This is a genomic window from Streptomyces sp. NPDC001852, from assembly GCF_042891825.1.
Classification (GTDB): Bacteria; Actinomycetota; Actinomycetes; order Streptomycetales; family Streptomycetaceae; genus Streptomyces.
On the sequence record NZ_JBIATN010000015.1, the window covers coordinates 185900 to 206745 of the forward strand.

The following is a 20846-nucleotide window of genomic DNA, read 5'->3' on the forward strand; positions in this document are numbered from 1 at the left end:
GGGATCCGGGTGGTCAGCCCGTGGCGGCCTGGTCGGCGTGGAGTGATGCGGCGGGCCGGTTCCCGGTGGGGTGGGTGGCGAGGAGCGGGAAGGAGCGGGCGGCCGCCAGGAAGCCGAGGGTCGTCAGGACGAACGGCCAGGTGAACGGATGGCCGCCGGACGGGGCGAGGAGGGCGGCGACGGCCGGGGTGAGGGCGGTCGCGGTCGCGGCGCCGAGCAGCGCGTACAGCAGTGTCGCCCGGGTGGCGGCCAGGAACACCCCGCACAGCGCCAGCGCCGCCAGAACCGCGTTGCAGCCCATCGTGCCGTCGGCGATCCGCGCGGCCGGCGTGCCGAGCGCCCAGGCCGTGAGGATGCCCGTCGCGCTGCCGGCGCAGGCCACCCACCCCGCGACCCGGCTTGCGAGGAAGAGGCCTGCCAGCAGCACGGCCCCCGCATGCCACTGGTCCAGAAAGAAGACCTGGGACACGTTGCGGAAGAACGCTCCTGCCAGGTCGTGCCAGCGCAGGGCGGCGGTTCCGGAGGCGGCGCGGGGCAGCGCGGCGATGCTCCCGCCATGGGGCCCGATCCGGCGGAAGGCGGGCGCGGCCAGGGTGACCGCTCCCGCCAGCAGGCAGTAGGGCAGGGTCAGCGTCGGCAGATCCCACACGTGCAGCAGCCGGACCACGGCCGCCGTGACGACGGTGGCCACGAGGCAGGCCGCGGCCGCGAGCACCACCGTGGCGGGCCTGTCCGCGCCGAGGAACACCGCGAAGCAGAGGGCGGTCAGGCAGGAGTTGAAGCCCTCCAGGCCGGTGCGCACCCGGTCGCGGGGAGCGCCCAGCAGGCGTGCGGCGCCGGTGCCGAGGGCGGCGCCGCCCAGGGCGTAGGCGCCGTACCGCCAGTCCGCCGTCAGCAGCGCGAGGGCGAAGACGGCGCCTGCCCGAGCGCTGTCGAGGAACATGACCTGGGCGAGAGCGCGCAGCACAGGGACGGCGAACGCCGGGGCGCGCCTCGGAGACCACCGGCGGGGGCGAGCTGCCGGCCGCCGGCCTCGCCCCTCCCCGCGCGCGTCCGCGCGACCGAGCACCTTCGTCCTGACATGGCGCAGCATACTCAACCCCCACCCCACCTTTTCCGCTTGGTGGCATTATATTTCCGCATTACGACATTGCGGTATGCGGAGGCAGGCGGCCGGGAGCGAGTCGACGATTGACACCGACGTCATCGACCTGATCGTGTCGTCGCATCACCGGGGAGGTTCCACATGTTGTCGCTCGATCTCCACCCGATCTTCCGCAACAACCGCGACATCGAACTCGCGCTGCGCCAGTTCCTCTTCAGGGCGAACCATTCGGGCGAGCCCGTTGCGGAGATCATTCCGGGCAAGGGTTCCGGACGGCTCAGGTCTCGCGTGCTCGCGTTCCTGGACCAGCAGCACATCCGGAAGCTCTACGTCCGGCGCGAGATCGACACGGGCAACGCCGGACGCATCCTCGTCTACTTCCGGTGAGCCCGCTCTACAGCGGCGCAGGGGAAGAGGCGCCCGCGATGAGCAGGCGGGGGGTTCCCGAGCCGTCCGCGGGGACGCTCCACAGGTCGCTGCTGCCGACCTTGCCGTCGGCGGGGAGCGCGTAGGCGACGGTGCGGTCGTCGAGCCAGGCGGCCTGGTCGTCGACGCTGTGGCGTTCGGCCAGCGCCGTCTCGCGCAGGGTGCGCAGGTCGAGGACGTACTCGTGCCAGAGGTCGGTACGCGACAGCACCCGCTTCTTGAAGGCGACGCGGGTCCCGTCGGGGGAGAGGGACGGGCACTCCACATTTTCGACCAGGGTGGTGACCGTGCGTCGGGAGATCGAACCCCGGACCAGATAGGTCTGGCCGGCGGTGTTGAGAGTGGCGTAGAAGGTGTCGTCGTCGGAGGCGAAGGTGACGCCCCAGAAGTTGATGTCCGACGCGTGGTAGGGCTTGCCGTCCCTGACGACGGAGAACGTCTCCAGGCTGGGCGTCAGCCGCATGGTCCGGGTGTCCAGGATCGAGGTCCGGGTGGAGAAGAAGGCGGACGAATAGGACTCGCCGGAGACGAAGACCGTCCAGGCGGCGAACCGGCCACTGGGCGACACCCGCGCCCGGCTGGGGGTGCCCGCGAGCGGAAAGGTGCGCCGGGTGCGGAGGCCGGCGTCCAGGAGCAGGGCGCGGTTGCTCTGCCTGAGGACGCCGGGGTTGGACTGGAGGCAGATGCCGGTGCCGGCGGCCGCGTAGAAGCGTACGCACGTCAGGCTCGAGGCGACCCGCCCGGCGTCCGGGCCGGTGGACGGGACCGAGGCGACCGCGTTGCGGTGCGGGCCGGCGGCCGTGTTGAGGAACGTCAGCCGACCCTTCTGATCCAGCGTCAACCTGCCCGCACGCACGGCGGGATCGCCCGACTGCGGCCGGTTCGCCCGGTCGGCGCGGGCTGCGGCGTGCAGGACCACGCCGGTGCCCAGGCCCGCGAGCAGCAGGACCGCCGTGACGAGTATGAGCAGACGGCGGCGCATCGATGTCATCCGGATCCTTGTGGTTCGTGTCGCCGAGGTGGTCATCGGGCTCCGTCGGCCGGCCGCAGCACCACGCCCGCGACGGCCGCGCAGCACAGCAGACCGATCGCCGAGCCGGCCAGCGCCGGGCCGTCTCCCCAGGCCGTCCAGGCGGCGCCGAAGGCCAGCGAGCAGCAGAACCGGGCCAGCGCCTGGCCGGTGCCGACGATGGCCAGGCCGCTGGCGCGCAGATGCTCGGGCACGAGGCCCGCGAGAGCGGCCGGGAGGACCCCGTCGGTGGCCGCGTAGAACGTGCCGTGCAGCGCGAGGACGACCGGGACGAGGAGCGGTGTGTCCGCGGCCCACAGCAGCAGCGCGTAGGAGGTGAGCAGCCCCACGTGCCCGGCGAGGAACACGCCGCGCCGCCCGACCCGGTCGGCCAGCGTGCCGACGGGCACGGCCAGCAGCAGGAACACGACGGCCGTGCCCAGCGGCAGCAGTGTGAACCACTCCTCGCCGACACCCGCCCGCCGCTGGAGGAGCAGATACACGAAGGCGTCGCTGACGGTGGTCAGGCCGAGCAGCGCGGCACAGCCGGCGAGCGCCCGCAGCCGCGGCAGGAGCAACAGGGCCAGGGCCTCGCGCAGGCGGACGGGCGGCCTGCCTTCCCCTGCAGGGGGCTCGTGAGTCACAGCGGAGTCATCGGTCACTTCTGCCGGCTGTGCGCCGTCGTGCTTCCCCGGGCCCTCCGGGCTCCCCGGTACGAACAGCACCAGCACCACCACGCCGAGCGCGGCGACGCAGGTGCTGACGCCGAACACGGCGTCGTAACCGCCGGTCGCCGCGCGCAGGATGAGGAAGGCCGCCAGCGGGCCGAGCATCGCCCCGGTGGTGTCCATCGCCCGGTGGACACCGAAGGCCCGGCCCTGGTGCTCGGCCGGCGTGGACAGGGAGATCATCGCGTCGCGGGGCGCGGTGCGCAGGCCCTTGCCGGTCCGTTCCAGAGCCAGCACCGTGCCGAGCGTCCCGAGACTGCCGGCGACGAGGAGCAGCGGCTTGCACAGCGCGGACAGTCCGTAGCCCAGCCCGGCCAGCAGCTTGTGGCCCCGCACCCGGTCGGCGAGGTGGCCGCCGGTGAGCTGGACCAGCGCGCTGACGCCGTTGTAGACGCCGTCGAGAGTGCCGAATCCCAGCGGGCTGAAGCCGAGCGTGGTGACGAGGTACAGCGGCAGGACGGCGGTGACCATCTCCGAGGAGATGTCCGTGATCAGGCTGACCGCGCCCAGCACGAACACGACCGGGGCGATGCCGGGCCCCGGGCCGCATCTTCGGCCCCGGTCGGCGCCCGCCTCGACAGGCGCGGAGCGGTCGGTGAGATACAAGACAGGGCTCCCGGTGTGGTGCGATCAGTTCTGCCGGCTGCTCTCGTCCCGGAGCCAGGTGCCGAAGTCCTGTGCCCGGATGGCCTTTCCGGCCCCCCGCCGGGCGGCGACCGCCGCCGCGACGAAGACCACGACGCCCGCGAAGAGCCTCGGCTCCCTGCGGAGCAGGGCTCCCAGATCCGCCGTGCTCGTGCGCGCCGAGGCTTCTTCCGGCCGGTGATGCTGTTCGACCTGGGCGGTGGAGACGGCGGCACGGATGCGCCGTTTGATCAAGTCCCGCCAGGTGCGCGGCGGTTGGATCACGACACTGGCCGCACCGACCACGAGCCGCTCCTCGGGGGCGAACGCGAGGGACGCGGCCAGGTCGTCCGCCATCAGTGGCGGCAGCGCCGCGATCCGGGCCTGCCCGGCCTTGGACACCGCGATCACGCCCCGGCCGAACAGCCCCTCGCGTACGGCGGGGAGCCGCTGCCACACCTGGTAGTAGGCGCGCACCCGCCAGGCGCAGGCGGCCAGCGGGATCCGCCGTTCGGGGGCGGTGGCGAGGATGCCCGAGGTGCCGTCGTCCAGGGGCCCGGTCAGCGCCCGGACGTCGGCACCCGTGATCACGACGTCGGCGTCCACGTAGAGGCGCGGGAAGCCGCGCGCGTGCTCGTCGCCCGTCCGCAGGGCGGCGTGCTTGGAGGGAACGGGGATCTCGACCACCCGGACGCGCGGGCCGCGGGCGGCCGCGATCCGCGCGGTGTCGTCCGTGCAGCCGTTGCACACGACCACGATGTCGGTCTCGTCCGCGGAGGGATCGACCAGCAGCGAATCGAGGAGCCGGCCGATGACGCGTGCCTCGTTGTGAGCCGGGATCACGATGCTCGTCACCCGGGCAGTATGGCCTCGATGTCGCCGTTGCGCTGCGTGTTTCGTCCAACTGTTCCCGTGACTGCGTCCCGTGGTCTAGATTGAGGTCCGCCGGACCGGTTTGGGAGGGGTACCTGCTCTTGACGGCACGTCAAGGTACGGCGTTGTGAACCGGATGCAAAACAGGCTTGACCAACATGCAGGAAGCACAAGGCGGTTGGGGAACCGCTGAAGTCTTCCTCGTCTTTTTCGGTGCCGCTGTGCGGAGGAGACACATGCGGTGCTGATCCAGCCCTGGCTGCGCACGTGTGACCGTAGGTCCGCCTGCCTCCGGCCAGGGGGAGCCGCGCATGTGGTGGGGGACATGACCATTGAGGTCACGCATGAGCAACTGGTCGTGGAACACAGACGTCCAGAAGCTCGCCGAAGACGCTGGGAACGCAAGTACCGGACGGTCCTGCTGGTCGCGGACGGCCTCGCCGCCGTCGTCGCGGCTTTAGTGATCCACGGGGCGTACGGCCGCTGGGCGGTGGCCCTGGTGCTGCCCCCGACATGGATCGTGGCGATGCTCGCCCACCGCTCCTACGATCGCAGTGCCCTGGGCCTGGGCGGCGAGGAGTACCGACGGGTGCTGCGCGGAGCCGTCGCGCTGCCGGCGCTGGCCGCCCTCGCGTACTGGCTGTTCACACGCGATTCAGGCCTCCTTCATGACATGACCATGGCCGCGGTGCCGGCCACCGTGATCGCCCTGCCGGTCCGGTACACGCTGCGCCGCCGACTGCACAGACGATGGGCGCGGGGCCGGGACCGGAGTACGACACTGCTGGTCGGGCCGTCCCGCGGCATCGTGGAGCTGGTCGCCGTGCTGCGGCGCGGCGGCGGACAGGAACTGCAGGCCGCCGGGGTGTGCCTGAGCGATCCGCAGAACGCCGCGGAGATCCGCAAGCTGGGGCTGCCGGTGCTCGGCGGCGTCGGCGACATGGACGACGTCGTCCGGGCCCTGGGCATCACCACCGTGGTGGCGCTGCCGGTACCCGAGACCGACGCCTCGGTCCTGCGCCGGATGGCCTGGACGGCCGCCGCGCAGGGCGTCGACTTCCTGCTGGCCCCCGTGCTGAGCGAGGTCTCCGCCTCCAGGCTGGCGGTACGGCCAACCAACGGGGTGCCGCTGCTGAGGATCCAGGCGCCGAACCTCTCCCGGATCTCCCGGCTGCCCAAGGAACTGCTGGACCGGACGCTCGCGGCCGCGCTCCTGCTGCTCCTCGCGCTGCCCATGCTGCTGATCGCCCTGGTCGTCCGGCTGGACAGCTCCGGGCCCGCCCTGTTCAGGCAGCAGCGGGTCGGCCGGTACGGCGACCACTTCACCATGCTGAAGTTCCGCACGATGCGGCCGGACTCGGAGGCCCTGCGGGCGGACCTGGAGCACCTCAACCGGAACAGCGACGGCCTGCTGTTCAAGGTGAAGGGGGACCCGCGGATCACCCGGGTCGGCTCGTTCCTGCGCCGCAGCTCGCTCGACGAACTGCCGCAACTGCTCAACGTCGTCAGGGGTCACATGTCGCTCGTCGGCCCCCGCCCGCCGCTGCCCGAGGAGGTGGAGGCGTACACGCCGGACATCAAGCGCCGGCTGCTCGTCAAGCCCGGCCTCACCGGACTGTGGCAGGTCAGCGGCCGCTCCGACCTGCCCTGGGAGGAGGCGGTCCGGCTCGATCTCGGATACGTGGACAACTGGTCGATGAGCCTCGACGTGTCGATCCTGCTGCGCACCGGGTCCGCGGTGGTGCGGGGAACGGGGGCCTACTGATGGACCGCCGACCGATGGACCGCCGGCGGACGGACCGCCTACCGATGGACCAAGGGGAGAGGGACCAAGTGACGCAGACCACGCAGCAGTTGGGGGTCGCCGTCGTCGGGGCCGGTTACTGGGGACCCAACCTCGTGCGCAACTTCCAGGCCAGCGAGCGGTTCCGGCTGCACTGGCTGTGCGACCTCGACGTGGACCGGGCCCAGCGGGTCCTCGGCGGCTACTCGACGGTCGAGGCCACCGCGGACTACGCGGCCGTCCTCGCCGACCCCGACGTGGACGCGGTCGCCGTGGCCACGCCCGCTGGCACCCACCTCGACATCGCCCTGGCCGCCCTGCGCGCCGGCAAGCACGTCCTGGTGGAGAAGCCGCTCGCGGCGACGTACGCCGACGGGATGCGCCTGGTGACCGAGGCGGAGGAGCGCGGTCTCACCCTGATGTGCGACCACACCTACTGCTACACGCCCGCCGTGGGCCGCATCCGCGAGCTGGTCCACTCCGGCGAACTCGGCGAGGTCCACTTCGTCGACTCGGTCCGGATCAACCTCGGGCTCGTCCAGAAGGACATCGACGTGATGTGGGACCTGGCCCCGCACGACCTGTCGATCCTTGACTTCATCCTCCCCGACCACGTCGAGCCGGTCGCCGTCGCCGCCCACGGGGCCGACCCGATCGGCGCCGGACAGGCCTGCGTGGCCTACCTGACACTCACCCTCAACACCGGGGCCATCGCCCACGTGCACGTCAACTGGCTGTCCCCGACCAAGGTGCGCACCACCATGGTGGGCGGCGCCAAGCGCACCCTGATCTGGGACGACCTCAACCCCCTGCAGAGAGTGGCCGTTTACGACCGGGGCGTGGACCTGGCCGCGCCCCAGGAGATCGACGACGACGAACGCCGGGACATGCTCGTCTCGTACCGCTCCGGCGACATGGTTGCGCCCGCGATCGGCGAGAAGGAAGCGCTGCGCAGCATGGTCGACGAGTTCGGCGACGCGATCCGACAGCGCCGGGCGCCGCTGACCGACGGCCGGGCGGGCCTGCGCGTGCTGGACGTTCTCGAGGCGGCGTCCCGGAGCCTCGAATTCCGGGGCGCGGTCGTCGGCCTGCGCGCCGGGCGTTGACAGATCCGATCGGCTGAGAGGCAAGTGCAGTTGAGCAGCGTACGGGGCAAGAAGATCCTGGTCACCGGGGGAGCGGGCACCATCGGCTCCCACGTCGTCGACCTCCTGGCCGAGGGCGGCGCCCGCGAGATCGTCGTACTCGACAACTTCGTGCGCGGACGGCGGGCCAACCTCGCCCAGGTCCTGCCGAGCGGCGTCGTGGAGATCGTCGAGGGCGACGTCCGGGACGCCGGGACCGTGCGGAAGGTCACCGAGGGCACCGACCTGGTGTTCCACCTCGCCGCGATCCGCATCACCCAGTGCGCGGAGGAGCCACGGCTGGCCAACGAGGTCCTGGTCGACGGCACCTTCAACGTCCTGGAGGCGGCGGCCGAGGCCGGCGTCGCCAAGGTGATCGCCTCCTCCTCGGCGTCCGTCTACGGCATGGCCGAGACCTTCCCGACGACCGAGCGCCACCACCCGTACAACAACGACACCTTCTACGGCGCGGCGAAGGCCTTCAACGAGGGCATGCTGCGCAGCTTCCACGCCATGTACGGCCTGGACTACGTGGCCCTGCGCTACTTCAACGTCTACGGCCCCCGGATGGACATCCACGGCCTCTACACCGAGGTGCTCATCCGCTGGATGGAGCGCATCGAGGCGGGCGAGCCGCCGCTGATCCTCGGCGACGGCACGCAGACCATGGACTTCGTCGACGTCCGCGACATCGCCCGGGCCAACGTCCTGGCCGCCGAGTCGGACCTCACCGACGAGGTCTTCAACGTCGCCAGCGGTACGGAGACTTCGCTCAAGGAGCTCGCCGAGGGGCTGTTGGAGGCGATGGGCGCACAGGGCCTGGAGCCGGTGCACGGGCCCGCCCGCGCGGTGAACGGGGTGACCCGGCGGCTCGCGGACACCTCGCGGGCCGCCGAGCGGCTCGGGTTCACGGCGCGGACGGACCTGCGTACGGGACTGCGGGACCTTGTCGAGTGGTGGCGCGCGGAGCGGGAGGCGGCCAGGTGACCACCGACCGCATCCCGGTGATGATCCCCTGGCTCGGTGAGGAGGAGGCCCGGGCCGCCTCCGAGGCGGTGCTGTCCGGGTGGGTCGCCCAAGGGCCCCGGGTCGCCGCGTTCGAGCGGGCCTTCGCCGAGCGGGTGGGCGCCGGGCACGGCATCGCCGTCAGCTCCTGCACCACCGCCCTGCACCTCTCCCTCGTCGCGCTCGGCCTCGGCCCCGGCGACGAGGTCGTGGTGCCCTCGCTGTCGTTCATCGCCACCGCCAACGCCGTACGGTACGTCGGCGCCGAGCCGGTCTTCGCCGACGTCGAGCTCGCGACCGGCAACCTGACCCCGGCCACCGTGGACGCGGTCCGCACCCCCCGCACCAAGGCCGTCCTCGCCGTCCACCAGGGCGGCGCGCCGGCCGACGTGCACGCCCTGCGCGCCTCCTGTGCCGACTGGGACCTGCCCCTGGTCGAGGACGCGGCCTGCGCCATCGGCTCCACGGTCGGCGGCAAGCCCGTCGGCCACGGCGCGCTGCTCGCCGCGTGGTCCTTCCACCCCCGCAAGCTCGTCACCACGGGCGAGGGCGGCATGATCACCACCGACGACACCGAGTGGGCTGCACGCCTGCGCAGGCTGCGCGAGCACGGCATGAACGTCTCGGCGGCGGAGCGCCACGCCAGCAACGGGCCTGTCCTGGAACGCTACTTGGAGACCGGCTTCAACTACCGGATGACCGACATCCAGGCCGCCGTCGGCCTGGTCCAGCTCGGCAAGCTCGACGCGATGATCGCTCGCCGACGCGAACTGGCGGCCCGTTACGACTCGTTGCTGCGAGACGTCCCCGGCCTCACCCCCGTACGCGACCCGGCGCACGGACAGAACAACTTCCAGTCCTACTGGGTGCTGCTCGACGAGGACTTCCCCGTCGGCCGGGACGATCTGCTCGCCGCGCTCGCCGCGGTCGGCGTCTCCGCCCGGCGGGGAATCATGGCGGCGCACCTCGAACCGGCCTACGCGGACCACCCCCGTGTGCCGCTGCCGGTCACCGAGCGGATCACCCGGGACTCGCTGATCCTGCCGCTCTTCCACACCATGACCGGGGTCCAGCAGGACCGCGTCGTGGCAGCACTGCGCGAACAGGCCCGCAGATGAAAGAACTTGTGATCATCGGCGCGGGCGGCTTCGCCCGGGAGACCGCGGCGGCCGTGGACGCAGTGGGCGAGTACCGGCTGCTCGGACACCTCGACGACAATCCCGCCCTGCACGGCACCGGGGTGGACGGCGTGCCCGTCCTCGGCGGCAGCGAGCTGGTCCACGAGCTGTCCGACGCCCACGTGGTGGTCTGTGTGGGCAACCCCCGGGACTACGCGGCGCGCGCCCGGCTGGTCCGCCGGCTGGGCCTGCCCGTGGAGCGCTATGCCACCGTGATCCACCCGACGGCGGCGGTGCCGGAGGCGACCTCCGAGGTCGGGCCCGGCTCCGTGCTGCTCGCGCACTGCGTCCTGACCACCGCCGTACGGGTGGGCGCACATGTCGCCGTGATGCCGCACGTGGTCCTCACCCATGACGACGTGGTCGAGGACTACGCCACGCTCGCCTCCGGCGTCCGCCTGGGCGGCGCAGTGCGGCTGGAGCAGGGTGCTTATGCCGGCGCCGGGGCTCTGGTCAGGGAAGGTACGACGGTCGGCGCCTGGTCGCTGGTCGGGATGGGGAGCGCCGTGCTCGGCGACGTACCGCCGGGCGAGGTCTGGGCGGGGAGCCCGGCCCGACGGCTGCGCGCGGCGGACCAGCCCGCGCTGGACGAACTTGCGACACCGACAGTGGGGGGACCGCTGACATGAAGCCGATTCCGCTCGTGGACCTCAAGGCGGCCCACGAGGAGGTGGCCGACGAGGTACGGGCCGGATTCGAACGGATCCTGGCCGACACCGCGTTCGTCGGCGGTGACGAGGTGCGCCAATTCGAGTGCGAATACGCGGACTTCGGAAACATCGCGCACTGCGTGGGCGTCGCCAACGGCACCGACGCCGTCGAACTCTCCCTGCGGGCAAGCGGCGTTGGACACGGCGACGAGGTCGTCGTACCCGCCAACACCTTCATCGCCACCGTCGGCGCGGTGGCCCGGACCGGCGCGCGCCCGGTCCTCGCGGACTGCCTGCCCGACACCTACCTCCTCGACCCCCAGTCCGCCCTGGACGCCGTCGGCCCCGCCACCCGCGCCGTGGTGCCCGTACACCTCTACGGCCAGATGGCCGACGTGACGGCGCTCACCGGCCAACTCCCCGGCCACGTACGGATCGTCGAGGACGCCGCCCAGTGCCAGGGCGCGACCCGCGACGCCCGTACCCCGGGCAGCGGCGGCATCGCGGCCACCAGTTTCTACCCGGGCAAGAACCTCGGCGCGTACGGCGACGCGGGTGCGGTGCTCACCGACGACGAGCAGCTCGCGGACCTGGTACGCGCGATCGCCAACCACGGCGGCGTCGCCAAGTACCGCCACGACGTGCCGGGGTTCAACAGCCGTCTCGACGGACTGCAGGCCGTGGTGCTGCGGGCGAAGCTGGCGCGCCTGGCGGACGGCAACGCGGCCCGGCGGGCCGCGGCGGCCCGCTACGACGCGCTGCTCGCCGACCTGGCGGCCGCCGGCCGGGTCCTGCTCCCGACGACGGCGCCCGGAAACGTCCACGTATGGCACCTGTACGTCGTACAGGTCGCCGGCGCGGACCGTGACGCCGTCGTCGGCAAGCTCAACGCGGAGGGCATCGGCGCAGGGGTGCACTATCCCGCCCCGGTCCACCTCACACCGGCGTACCGCCATCTCGGCCACTCCCGGGGCGACTTCCCGAATGCCGAGAAGGCGGCGGAACGGATCCTGTCGCTGCCGCTCTATCCGCAGATCACCCCCGACCAGCAGCAGCGGGTCGTGGACACCCTCACCGACGCGCTCGGAAGCTGACCGCTCCCGCTCTTCCCGCTCCACCCCGGCCCGCGGGCCGGTCCTGCACAGCACCGCTGAGAGGTACACATGAACAGATGGAGCAGACGGCTGCGGGGCGGGCGCCTCGCCGTCGTGGCAGCATTGATATGGGCGGTGCTCCCGCAGGCCGCGGCCGCGCAGGCGGCAGCCGACCCGTGCGGAGCGGGCTCGAACCCGATCGTCTGCGAGAACTCCAAGCCGGGCAGCCCCAAGACCGACTGGTTCTCGCCCAACGCGTACGGCGACATCCAGGGCTTCTCCACCAAGGAGAGCGTCCAGGCCGGCGACACCGTCCAGTTCAAGGTCCAGTCGAAAGTCCCGTACCACATCGAGATCTACCGGCTGGGCTGGTACGGGGGCGACGGCGCACGCAAGATGTCGACCGCGGCCCAGGCGGCCGTGACCTATCCGTCCAACTACACGACCAAGCCGACCAGTTGTGCCACGAAGAGCAGCACCGGGCTGGTCGACTGCGGCAACTGGCCGGTGACCGCGAGCTGGACCGTGCCCAGCGACGCCGTGTCCGGCCTTTACGTCGCCAACCTGGACCAGACCGACGGCAACGGCCTGATGCCGTATCCGTTCGTGGTCCGCAACGACTCCAGCACCTCCGACATGGTCGTACAGACCAGCGACGAGACCTGGCAGGCTTACAACACCTACGGCGGCCAGAACCTCTACGGCGGCGCCGGCCCCGCGCCGGACGGCCGGGCCTACGAGGTGAGCTACAACCGCCCGCTGGACATCGGCGGTGACAACGGCATCTACGGCTCCGAGTACATGATGCTGTCCTGGCTGGAGCGCAACGGCTACGACGTCAGCTATCTGTCCGGCGTGGACGTGTCCTCGGCCGCCGGCGCCACCCTGCTGAAACAGCACAAGGTGTACATGTCCTCCGGCCATGACGAGTACTGGACGCAGAGCCAGTACTCCAACGTCCTGGCCGCCAGGAAGGCCGGCGTGCGGGAGGCCTTCTTCAGCGGCAACGAGGTCTTCTGGAAGACCCGGCTCGCCCCGAGCATCGACGGCACGAACACGGCCGACCGCACCCTGGTCTGCTACAAGATGACCAAGATGGCGCAGAACAACGGCGTCGCCGACCCCAGCGGCAGCTGGACCGGCACCTGGATGGACCCCACCAGCACCCAGTACGGGCAGGACTACCAGCCGCCGAACATCCTCACCGGTTCCATGTTCCAGGTGAACGGCTACCGCAGCGACGCGATCACGGTCCCCGGTTCGTACGGCAGGAACCGGATCTGGCGCAACACCTCCATCGCGAACCTGACCGCCGGCCAGACCGCCACCTTCCCGACGGGGACCCTCGGTTACGAGTGGGACAGCGACATCGACAACAGCACCAGACCCGCCGGGGCCATCGACGTGTCGTCCACGACGGTGGACATCACCGACGGCAAGCTCCGCATGGACTGGGGCAACGTGTACGGCAACGGCACGGCGACGCACAACCTGGTCGAGTTCCGCGACCCGGACTCCGGGGCCCTGGTGTTCGGGTCGGGGACCGTGCAGTGGTCGTGGGGCCTGACCGACGTCCCGACGTACAACCCCGACGACACGGTGGTCACCGAGGACTCCCGGATGCAGCAGGCGACGCTGAACATCCTCGCCGACATGGGCGTCCAGCCGCTGACCCGGCAGAGCAACCTCGTCGCCGCCACGGCCTCCACCGACACCACCGGCCCGGCCGTCACCGTCGCGAGCCCGTCCTCGGGGGTCACCGTCCCGGCGCTGAAGCCAGTCACCATCACCGGCACCGCCACCGACTCCGGCGGGGGCGTGGTGGCCCGCGTGGAGGTGTCCACGGACGGCGGAACGACCTGGAAGGCCGCCAAGGGCCTCGCGTCCTGGACCTACACCTGGACCCCGACGGCCCCGGGCTCGGCGTCCATCAAGGTCCGCGCGGTCGACGACAGCGTCAACATCGGCGCCGTCACCACCGTCCCGGTGACCGTCGGCCCCCAGACCTGCCCCTGCACCGTCTTCGCCGCCTCGGCCGTTCCCGGCACCGTCAACGCGGGCGACGGCAGCTCGGTGGAGCTCGGCGTCAAGTTCCGTACCACGGTGGCCGGTTCCATCACCGCCGTGCGCTTCTACAAGTCACCCGCCAACACCGGAACCCACACCGGCAGCCTGTGGAGCGCCTCCGGCACCCGCCTGGCCACCGGTACCTTCACGGCCGAGACGGCCTCCGGCTGGCAGCAGCTGAACTTCGCCACCCCGGTGAGCGTCAAGGCCAACACCACCTACGTCGCGTCGTACTTCGCCCCCAACGGCGGATACTCCTACGACGGCGGCTACTTCTCGGGCGGCGACGCCGGCCTCGCCCCCCTCACGGCGCTGAAGTCCGGCACCGACGGCGGCAACGGCGTCTTCCACTACGGTTCGACCAGCGCCTTCCCGTCCTCGCAGTCCTCCGGCAGCAACTACTGGGTCGACGTGGTGCTGGACACCTCGACGGCCAGCACGACCCCGCCCACCGTCACCTCGACCTCCCCGACCTCCGGGGCGACCGACGCGTCGATCACGGCACCGGTGTCGGCCACGTTCAGCTCGGCCGTCGACCCCGACGGCGTGACCTTCACCGTGAAGGACCCGAACGGCAGCACCGTGCCGGGGGCCGTCACCTTCCCCGCGTCGAACAAGGCGACGTTCACACCGTCGACGCAACTGGCCCTGCACACCACGTACGCGGCGTCCGTCCAGGCCTCCGACGTGTGGGGCAACACCATGGCGGACCCGGTGACCTGGTCCTTCACCACCAGTCCCACCCCGCCCGCGGTCACCTGCCCCTGCACGCTCTGGAGTTCCTCCGCCGTGCCGGCCACCACCGACGTGACCGGCGACGCCAACTCCGTCGAGCTGGGCACCCGGTTCACGTCCTCGACGAGCGGCTGGGTCACCGGTGTCACCTTCTACAAGGGCACCGGCAACACGGGCACCCACACCGGCAGCCTGTGGTCCGACAGCGGCACGCTGCTCGCCACCGGCACCTTCACCAACGAGACGGCCTCCGGCTGGCAGACGCTGACCTTCGCCACGCCTGTGGCCATCACCGCCGACACTCCGTACGTCGTCTCCTACCACGCGCCGAACGGCAACTACGCGGTGGACGGCGGCTACTTCACGGCAGCCCACCAGTCGTACCCGCTGACCGCCACCGCCGACACCACCGCGCACCACAACGGGCTCTACCGGTACGGCGCCGACCCGGCCTTCCCCAACAGCTCCTACGGATCCGCGAACTACTGGGTCGGACCGGTCTTCACCGCCGACAACCCCAGCGCGTCCCTGACGACGGCCACCGCCTCGGAGGCGACAGCGTCCTCGGTGACGTACACCGCCGACGCGGCGAGCCCCCTCGTCATGGCCCTGCCGGGCACGGCCGAGCTGTCGTCGGTCAAGGCGACCGTCACCATCCTGCCCGGCCCCGAGGCCTCCGCCGCACGGAAGCTCCACGTCACAGCCGTCGCCTCCTACGACCGGGCCACCCACAAGGTGTCCGTCCACCTGTCCGCCCCGCTGCCGGACGGCACACGGTTCACGGTCACGGTCACGGCCCGGGACAAGCACCACCACACGGTGAAGTCCCACACCTGGAACCTGACCGGCAAGTCCGTCCGCAGGAAGAAGAACTGACCGACCCGCACCCACCGGTGGTGGTCTCCGCCGAACCCGGAGGCCACCACCGGGGATTGGCCTGCCCACCCATGAGCACCGTCAGTGTTGTGATCCCCTGCTACAAGTACGGCCATTTCCTCGCCGACTGCGTCAGCAGCGTCCTGGACGAGCAGAACGGCGTCGACGTCCGGGTGCTCATCATCGACGACGCCTCGCCCGACGACTCGGCGGAGATCGCACACAAGCTGGCCGCGGCCGACCCGCGCATCGAGGTCCGCGTCCATGAGACCAACAAGGGCCACATCGCCACCTACAACGAGGGCCTGCTGGAATGGGCCGACGGGGACTACGTCGCCCTGCTCTCCGCCGACGACCGGCTGGTACCGGGCGCGCTGGTCCGGGCCGCCGCGCTCCTGGACGCCCACCCCGAGGCCGGGTTCGCCTACGGGCGCCCCCTGCACTTCCAGCACGGCGGCCCGCTGCCACGGGCCCGTGCGCAGAGCACCGGCTCGGTCGTCTACCCCGGGCAGTGGTGGCTGGAGCGGCGCTTCCGCGAGGGCACCGGATGCATCACCTCGCCGGAGGTCGTCGTCCGCACCAGCCTCCAGCGCACCGTCGGCGGCTACGACCCGGCGCTGCCCCACGCCGGCGACATCGAGATGTGGATGCGGCTCGCCGCACACGCCGACGTCGGCTACATACGCGGTGCCGATCAGGCCTTCTATCGTGTCCACGGCAAGAACATGTCCACGACGGACTTCGGCGGTCAGCTCGACGACCTGCGCCAGCGTCTCGTGGCCTTCGACTCGGTGCTCGCCAAGTGCGCCGACCGGCTGCCCCGGGCCGACCGCCTGGCCCACGAGGTGCACACCCGGCTCGCCCGCTTCGCGCTGCGCCGGGCCTACCGTGCCTACGACCGGGGGCGCACCGGAGTCGTACCGGTCGACGACTGTGTGGCGTTCGCCGCGGAGTGCCTGCCGGGGTACGCCGCGCTGCCGGAGTACCGTGCGCTGCGGCTCAGGCGGCGGATCGGTCCGACGGTGATGCCGTATCTGCAGCCGCTGGTGTGGTCGGCCGTCGCCGAGCGCGGCCGGGAGTGGCTGTGGTGGGAGTCGTGGAAGCGCCGCGGTATCTGATGGGTGACCGGTTCTGCTCAGTGGGCCACGGGTACGGGACCGGTGTGCCGGCCAGGCGCGACCTGACGGCGGTTCATCAGGTACCGGTCGAGCCACAAGGCGCCCAGAACCCCGGCGGCGAGGCCCAGCAGGGACACGCCGGCCAGGGCCCGGCTCTTGTCACCCTGCACCTCGGCGGCGCTCGGGGAGGTCAGGACGGAGGGGGTGATCCGCGAACCGGCGGGGACCTTCTGAGCCGTCTGCATCTGCTCGACGTGCCTGGTGTAGACACCGATGATGCGGCGCACCGCCGTGACCGCGGCCTCCGGGTCGGACGCCTGCGACTGCACCTGCAGGGAAGGGATCAGATAGCGCGGTGTCGCGCTCGTGCCGCTGTTGCGGGGGACGAGGTGGTAGGTCCCGTGCACGCCCGCCGCGTTCAACTCCCTGGCGCCGGAGGGGGATTGCAGCTGCTGGACGACGGCGTAGGAGACCACGGCGAGCGGCGGCTGGAGATTGACGAGCTGGTTGGGCTGGTTCTGCGTCACCGGCGGCTTGAGGACGACCACCGCGGAGCCGACGTACTGCGGGGCGGGACGCACCACCTGGTACGCCCCGGCGGCCGTCAGCAGCAGCGCGACCACCACGACGTACCAGCGGCGGAGCAGCGCATCGGCGACGTTCCCGGGCGACATAGGAGTTCCTTCCGTCACCCCCGATACTTGCAGGAGGCGCGGCGGGATGCCACCGAATGGGGGGATGGTTCGTGAGCCTTGGTGAGATATGGGCCATTCTGCGCAGACGTTGGTACTTCATGGGGCCCTTCACCCTGCTCAGTCTGCTCGGCGGCGCGTATCTCTACGTGACCGTGCCCGTCTCCTACCAGTCGCAGAGCTCGGTCGCCCTGCTGGACTCCTCGGCCGTCGCCCGGCTCGCCCCCACGTTCGGCAACCCCATCTCCAACGCGGGCGGCTCGCTCATCGTCACGGCCGACGTGCTGATCAGAACCCTCGAATCGGCCGACGCCGCCAAGGAGTTGCAGGGGCGTGGCGTCACGGATCCCTACACGGCCGGCTTCGCGCCGCAGAGCGAGAGCCCGCTGCTCTCGCTCAGTGTCACCGGAACCGACCGGGCGAAGGTGCTCAGGGAGACCAACACCCTGACGGACTTCGCCGGCGAGCAGCTGAAGGCCCTGCAGGCCGCCGCCAAGGTCCCGCCCACCTACTTCGTCCAGACGGCGCCGGTCGTCCTGCCGCAGACCCCGGTGTCGAAGTCCAAGAGCCGCTATCAGGACATCGCGGCGGTCGTCATCCTGGGCGTCGTCAGCGCGTTCCTGCTGTCGATCCTCCTGGAGGGCGTCGCGGTGGTCCGCCGCCGGCGGCGGACCGGGAACGGGCCCGCCCCGCGACCGGAGCATGCCCGCACCCCCCGGGGCCCGCTCGGCCGACGGGTCGACGCGACCGCCGTCCTCACCGTCTACCTGGCGCTGGCCTTCTTCATCCCCTCGAACCTGGCCCTGCCCGCGCTCGGCGGCGTCGGCACCCCGGCCAACGTCTTCGCCCTGCTGGGCCTGCTGTGGTACCTCGCGACCTGGCTCGGCGGCCGCATCCTTCCGGCGCCGGGAACCAGGCTCGCCCGGCTCGCGATGTGCGTGCTAGGGCTGGCCGTCCTGGCGGCCTACGTCGCCGACGCGATGCGCGAGAGCTCGCACGAGGAGGTCCTCGGGGCCGACCGCGGGCTCATCGGGTTCCTGGTGTGGGTGTCACTGGTCGTCCTGACCTCGGCGGGGGTGCAGGAGCGCGGCCGGCTGGACGTCCTGATGCGCCGGATGGTCGTCATGGGCTCCGTCGTGGCCGCGATCGGCTTCTACGACTTCTTCGCGGCCACCAACATCGCCGACTCCATCCACATCCCCGGCCTCCAGACCAGCGTGGCCCAGGTGAGTGTCATGGACCGCGGCGCCTTCACCCGGCCCCGGGCCACCACGGCCCAGCCGCTGGAGTTCGCCGGCATGCTGGCGATCCTCCTGCCCTTCGCGATCCAGCAGGCCCTGGATCCGGTACGACGCGACCTCCACGCGCTGCGCCGCTGGGGACCGGTGCTGCTGATGGCCGGTGCGCTGCCCCTGTCGGTGTCGCGGACCTCGATCATCGGCCTGCTGCTGGTGGCTCTGGTGATGGTGCCGCGCTGGAAACCGGCCCGGCGCTGGGCCGCGATCGGGTTGATGACCGCCTCCGTGGCCGTCTTCAAGGTGCTGGTGCCGGGGCTGATCGGCACGATCACGGGCCTGTTCGCCTCGTTCCTGTCCAACTCCGACAGCAGCACACAGGCCCGCACGGTCAAGTACAGCGCGATCGTCCCCTATCTGAAGGAACGTCCGTGGTTCGGACGGGGCTTCGGCACCTTCACCCCGGACCTGTACTTCTTCACGGACAACCAGTACATGCTGGCCCTGGCCGAGATGGGCGCGCTCGGACTCGTCGCCCTGCTCCTCCTGTTCGTCACCGGCATCCACCACGGCGGCGGCATCCGGCGCCTGGCCCGCACCGAGTCCGACCGCGAGCTGGGTCAGGCGTTCTTCGCCTCGTCGCTGGTCGCCCTGGTCATCAGCGCCACGTTCGACTCGCTCAGCTTTCCCATGTTCGCCGGCATGTTCTTCCTGCTCCTGGGGGCGGGCTGCAGCTGTCTGGGCTTCGTGCGGGGCGAGGCTGCCGCCGCCGCGGTCCAGGGCCCCGGCCAGACCTCACAAGTCCAGCTCCCCCAACTCGTGGAGAACCGATGAGCCCCGTCACCGTCATCGTCGTCACCTGGAACAGCGCCCCGGTGCTCCCCGGGTTCCTCGCCGCGCTTCCCGAGGGCATGGCCGGCCTCGACTGGCGGCTCGTCGTCGCCGACAACGACTCGGCCGACGACACCGTGAAGGTCCTCGAGGCGCTGGCACCCGACGCCACCATCGTCCAGACGGGCCGCAACGCCGGGTACGCGGCCGGCATCAACGCGGCGCTGGCTGCCGCCGGCGAGGGCGGGGTGGCTCTGATCTGCAACCCCGACATCCGCATGCGGCAGGGCTGCGCCGAACGACTCGTCGGCAGACTCGGCGACGGAGTGGGGATCGCCGTACCCCTCCTGTACGAAGAGGGCCGCACCACGCCCCACTACTCGCTGCGCCGCGAGTCGAGCGTGCTGAGGGCCCTCGGTGAGGCCGTCATCGGCAACCGCAGGGCCGGGCGGTTCCCGCGCCTCGGTGAACTCGTCACCGACCCCGCCGCGTATCGACGGCCCACGCGCGCGGACTGGGCGACCGGTGCGCTCATGGCCGTCTCGGCCGACTGCCGGACCGCCTGCGGTCCTTGGGACGAGTCCTTCTTCCTCTATTCGGAGGAGACCGAGTACTGCCTGCGGGCGCGGGACCTGGGATACGGCACGCAGCTGGAGCCGACGGCCGAGGCCGTGCACCTGGGGGGCGACTCCCAGGTCTCGCCCCGGCTGTGGACCCTGCTCACGCTCAACCGGGTGCGGCTGTACGGGCGCCGCCACGGTGCCGTCGCGACGACGTGCTTCAGAGGTGCCGTCCTGCTGCGCGAGGCGTCGCGGGCCGTCCTCGGGAGGGGGGCCAGCAGGGCGGCGGCGGCCGCCCTGCTCAAGCCGGGCGTCCTGCGGGCCGCGCCGGGGCCTCAGCCGGACCAGGTCGTGTAGAAGCTCTCGGGGTTCACCAGATACCGCACCGTGGCGTACGGCACATGGCGCACGCGGTGGCCGCGGCTGTACCGGTGGACGAGTTCCCAGTCCTCACGGGGAAGGACGTCCGGCGTCCGCCGCAGTCGGCTGAAGTACAAGGTCCGGCTGCGCCGGGCGACGAAGGCGTTGGTGTCCAGAAAGGACTCGCGAGCGGCCCGACGACGGTCGAACGGCACGGACAGGATGTCCCGCTCGGTCCCGTCCGGCAGAACGCGGCGCAGCGCCGTGTAGACGCCGTCCGGCCCGCCGGGGGACTCCAGGACCTCCAGCGCCCGTTCCAGGTGGTCGGGCTCCCACAGGTTGTCGTCGTCCAGGAAGGCCACGTACCGCGAGCGGGTGAGCCGGATGCCGACATTGCGCACGACGCCGGCCACCCCGGTGTTGCGCGCCAGCGAAACAGCCAACAGCCTGGGATCATCCGGAAGTTCGGGCAGACCGGCCCCGTCGTCGACGACGATCACGACCTGATCGCGCACGGTCTGGGCCAGGGCCGACCGGACGGCAGCCCGCAGCGCGTCGGGGCGGCGGTGGGTGGCGATGACCGTGGCGACGAGGGCGGCGGGCAGGGGTGCGGCAGCGGCCGCGAGGCGGCGGACTTCGGCGGTTTCGAAGCGGCGCAGCCGCAGCGCGGAGGGCAGGAGCACGACCTTGTTGCGCAGCTCGAACAGGACCAGCCAGCCGAAGGTGCGCTTGAGGAGTTCCCAGGGGGCGCGGGTGATGCGTCGCATGATCCT

17 protein-coding genes are annotated in these 20846 nt (G+C 71.5%); 11 read left to right on the forward strand and 6 right to left on the reverse strand.

Features of this window, described 5'->3' with window-relative positions; all coding sequences use genetic code 11:
- Positions 1-13: 13 nt before the first annotated feature.
- A complete protein-coding gene (locus ACFYZB_RS26275; protein ID WP_388762952.1) occupies positions 14-967 on the reverse strand; it encodes an urea transporter in 954 nt (317 codons plus the stop codon).
- 279 nt (positions 968-1246) lie between these two features.
- Between ACFYZB_RS26275 and ACFYZB_RS26280 the strand changes: the two genes are divergently transcribed.
- Positions 1247-1492, forward strand: a complete 246-nt coding sequence (locus tag ACFYZB_RS26280; RefSeq protein WP_388762954.1) for a Smr/MutS family protein — start codon at positions 1247-1249, stop codon at positions 1490-1492.
- A gap of 7 nt (positions 1493-1499) precedes the next feature.
- Here the strand turns inward: ACFYZB_RS26280 and ACFYZB_RS26285 are convergent, their stop codons facing one another.
- From ACFYZB_RS26285 to ACFYZB_RS26295, 3 genes are read right to left on the reverse strand one after another with little or no spacing between them, the layout of a single operon-like run.
- Positions 1500-2522, reverse strand: coding sequence for a TolB family protein (locus tag ACFYZB_RS26285; protein WP_388762955.1), 1023 nt, complete (start codon positions 2520-2522; stop codon positions 1500-1502).
- Between the two features lie 32 nt (positions 2523-2554).
- On the reverse strand, positions 2555-3874 hold the full coding sequence (locus ACFYZB_RS26290; RefSeq protein WP_388762956.1) for an MFS transporter: 1320 nt from the start codon (positions 3872-3874) through the stop codon (positions 2555-2557).
- Between the two features lie 24 nt (positions 3875-3898).
- Positions 3899-4747 (reverse strand): glycosyltransferase, encoded by an 849-nt coding sequence (locus ACFYZB_RS26295; RefSeq protein WP_388762957.1) that lies wholly within the window; start codon positions 4745-4747, stop codon positions 3899-3901.
- Positions 4748-5090: 343 nt separating this feature from the next.
- Here ACFYZB_RS26295 and ACFYZB_RS26300 point away from each other — a divergent pair, with 343 nt between their 5' ends.
- The 8 genes from ACFYZB_RS26300 to ACFYZB_RS26335 all read left to right on the forward strand — a co-directional run bounded on the left by ACFYZB_RS26300 (position 5091) and on the right by ACFYZB_RS26335 (position 16395).
- Positions 5091-6530: an exopolysaccharide biosynthesis polyprenyl glycosylphosphotransferase gene (locus ACFYZB_RS26300; RefSeq protein ID WP_388762958.1), complete on the forward strand. Its 1440-nt coding sequence runs from the start codon at positions 5091-5093 to the stop codon at positions 6528-6530.
- Between the two features lie 68 nt (positions 6531-6598).
- On the forward strand, positions 6599-7654 hold the full coding sequence (locus ACFYZB_RS26305) for a Gfo/Idh/MocA family protein (RefSeq protein WP_388762959.1): 1056 nt from the start codon (positions 6599-6601) through the stop codon (positions 7652-7654).
- A 24-nt stretch (positions 7655-7678) separates the two neighbouring features.
- Positions 7679-8659, forward strand: coding sequence for an NAD-dependent epimerase/dehydratase family protein (locus tag ACFYZB_RS26310; protein WP_388762961.1), 981 nt, complete (start codon positions 7679-7681; stop codon positions 8657-8659).
- On the forward strand, positions 8656-9795 hold the full coding sequence (locus ACFYZB_RS26315; RefSeq protein ID WP_388762963.1) for a DegT/DnrJ/EryC1/StrS family aminotransferase: 1140 nt from the start codon (positions 8656-8658) through the stop codon (positions 9793-9795). Before ACFYZB_RS26310 ends, ACFYZB_RS26315 begins: the two co-directional genes overlap by 4 nt.
- A complete protein-coding gene (locus ACFYZB_RS26320) occupies positions 9792-10484 on the forward strand; it encodes an acetyltransferase (RefSeq protein ID WP_388762964.1) in 693 nt (230 codons plus the stop codon). The genes ACFYZB_RS26315 and ACFYZB_RS26320 overlap by 4 nt, the downstream gene beginning before the upstream one ends.
- On the forward strand, positions 10481-11599 hold the full coding sequence (locus ACFYZB_RS26325; RefSeq protein WP_388762966.1) for a DegT/DnrJ/EryC1/StrS family aminotransferase: 1119 nt from the start codon (positions 10481-10483) through the stop codon (positions 11597-11599). Before ACFYZB_RS26320 ends, ACFYZB_RS26325 begins: the two co-directional genes overlap by 4 nt.
- Positions 11600-11668: 69 nt before the next feature.
- Positions 11669-15277 (forward strand): DUF4082 domain-containing protein, encoded by a 3609-nt coding sequence (locus ACFYZB_RS26330; RefSeq protein WP_388762967.1) that lies wholly within the window; start codon positions 11669-11671, stop codon positions 15275-15277.
- 71 nt (positions 15278-15348) lie between these two features.
- Positions 15349-16395 carry a glycosyltransferase family 2 protein gene (locus ACFYZB_RS26335; protein WP_388762968.1) on the forward strand — a complete coding sequence of 349 codons (1047 nt, stop codon included), beginning with the start codon at positions 15349-15351 and terminating at the stop codon, positions 16393-16395.
- 17 nt (positions 16396-16412) lie between these two features.
- On the opposite strand, the gene ACFYZB_RS26340 is transcribed toward ACFYZB_RS26335, so the two are convergent.
- The gene (locus ACFYZB_RS26340) at positions 16413-17069 is read right to left on the reverse strand and encodes a hypothetical protein (RefSeq protein ID WP_388762969.1); all 657 of its coding nucleotides are present in this window, start codon (positions 17067-17069) and stop codon (positions 16413-16415) included.
- Between the two features lie 119 nt (positions 17070-17188).
- On the opposite strand from ACFYZB_RS26340, the gene ACFYZB_RS26345 reads away from it, so the two are divergent.
- Both ACFYZB_RS26345 and ACFYZB_RS26350 read left to right on the forward strand, forming a co-directional pair.
- Positions 17189-19156, forward strand: a complete 1968-nt coding sequence (locus tag ACFYZB_RS26345; RefSeq protein WP_388762971.1) for an O-antigen ligase family protein — start codon at positions 17189-17191, stop codon at positions 19154-19156.
- Positions 19153-20070, forward strand: coding sequence for a glycosyltransferase family 2 protein (locus ACFYZB_RS26350; RefSeq protein WP_388762973.1), 918 nt, complete (start codon positions 19153-19155; stop codon positions 20068-20070). Before ACFYZB_RS26345 ends, ACFYZB_RS26350 begins: the two co-directional genes overlap by 4 nt.
- Here ACFYZB_RS26350 and ACFYZB_RS26355 read toward each other — a convergent pair.
- Entirely contained in the window at positions 20049-20840 is a 792-nt protein-coding gene (locus ACFYZB_RS26355) for a glycosyltransferase family 2 protein (protein ID WP_388762975.1), read from the reverse strand. The genes ACFYZB_RS26350 and ACFYZB_RS26355 overlap by 22 nt on opposite strands.
- Positions 20841-20846 lie beyond the last annotated feature (6 nt).

What these genes read in the sequence shown, in the direction of transcription:
- ACFYZB_RS26285 (WP_388762955.1), bottom strand. Translation starts at nt 2,522, where the DNA reads ATGACATCGATGCGCCGCCGTCTGCTCATACTCGTCACGGCGGTCCTG.
- ACFYZB_RS26320 (WP_388762964.1), top strand. Translation starts at nt 9,792, where the DNA reads ATGAAAGAACTTGTGATCATCGGCGCGGGCGGCTTCGCCCGGGAGACC.
- ACFYZB_RS26325 (WP_388762966.1), top strand. Translation starts at nt 10,481, where the DNA reads ATGAAGCCGATTCCGCTCGTGGACCTCAAGGCGGCCCACGAGGAGGTG.
- ACFYZB_RS26345 (WP_388762971.1), top strand. Translation starts at nt 17,189, where the DNA reads ATGGGGCCCTTCACCCTGCTCAGTCTGCTCGGCGGCGCGTATCTCTAC.
- ACFYZB_RS26340 (WP_388762969.1), bottom strand. Translation starts at nt 17,069, where the DNA reads ATGTCGCCCGGGAACGTCGCCGATGCGCTGCTCCGCCGCTGGTACGTC.
- ACFYZB_RS26300 (WP_388762958.1), top strand. Translation starts at nt 5,091, where the DNA reads ATGACCATTGAGGTCACGCATGAGCAACTGGTCGTGGAACACAGACGT.
- ACFYZB_RS26335 (WP_388762968.1), top strand. Translation starts at nt 15,349, where the DNA reads ATGAGCACCGTCAGTGTTGTGATCCCCTGCTACAAGTACGGCCATTTC.
- ACFYZB_RS26330 (WP_388762967.1), top strand. Translation starts at nt 11,669, where the DNA reads ATGAACAGATGGAGCAGACGGCTGCGGGGCGGGCGCCTCGCCGTCGTG.
- ACFYZB_RS26350 (WP_388762973.1), top strand. Translation starts at nt 19,153, where the DNA reads ATGAGCCCCGTCACCGTCATCGTCGTCACCTGGAACAGCGCCCCGGTG.
- ACFYZB_RS26355 (WP_388762975.1), bottom strand. Translation starts at nt 20,840, where the DNA reads ATGCGACGCATCACCCGCGCCCCCTGGGAACTCCTCAAGCGCACCTTC.
- ACFYZB_RS26280 (WP_388762954.1), top strand. Translation starts at nt 1,247, where the DNA reads ATGTTGTCGCTCGATCTCCACCCGATCTTCCGCAACAACCGCGACATC.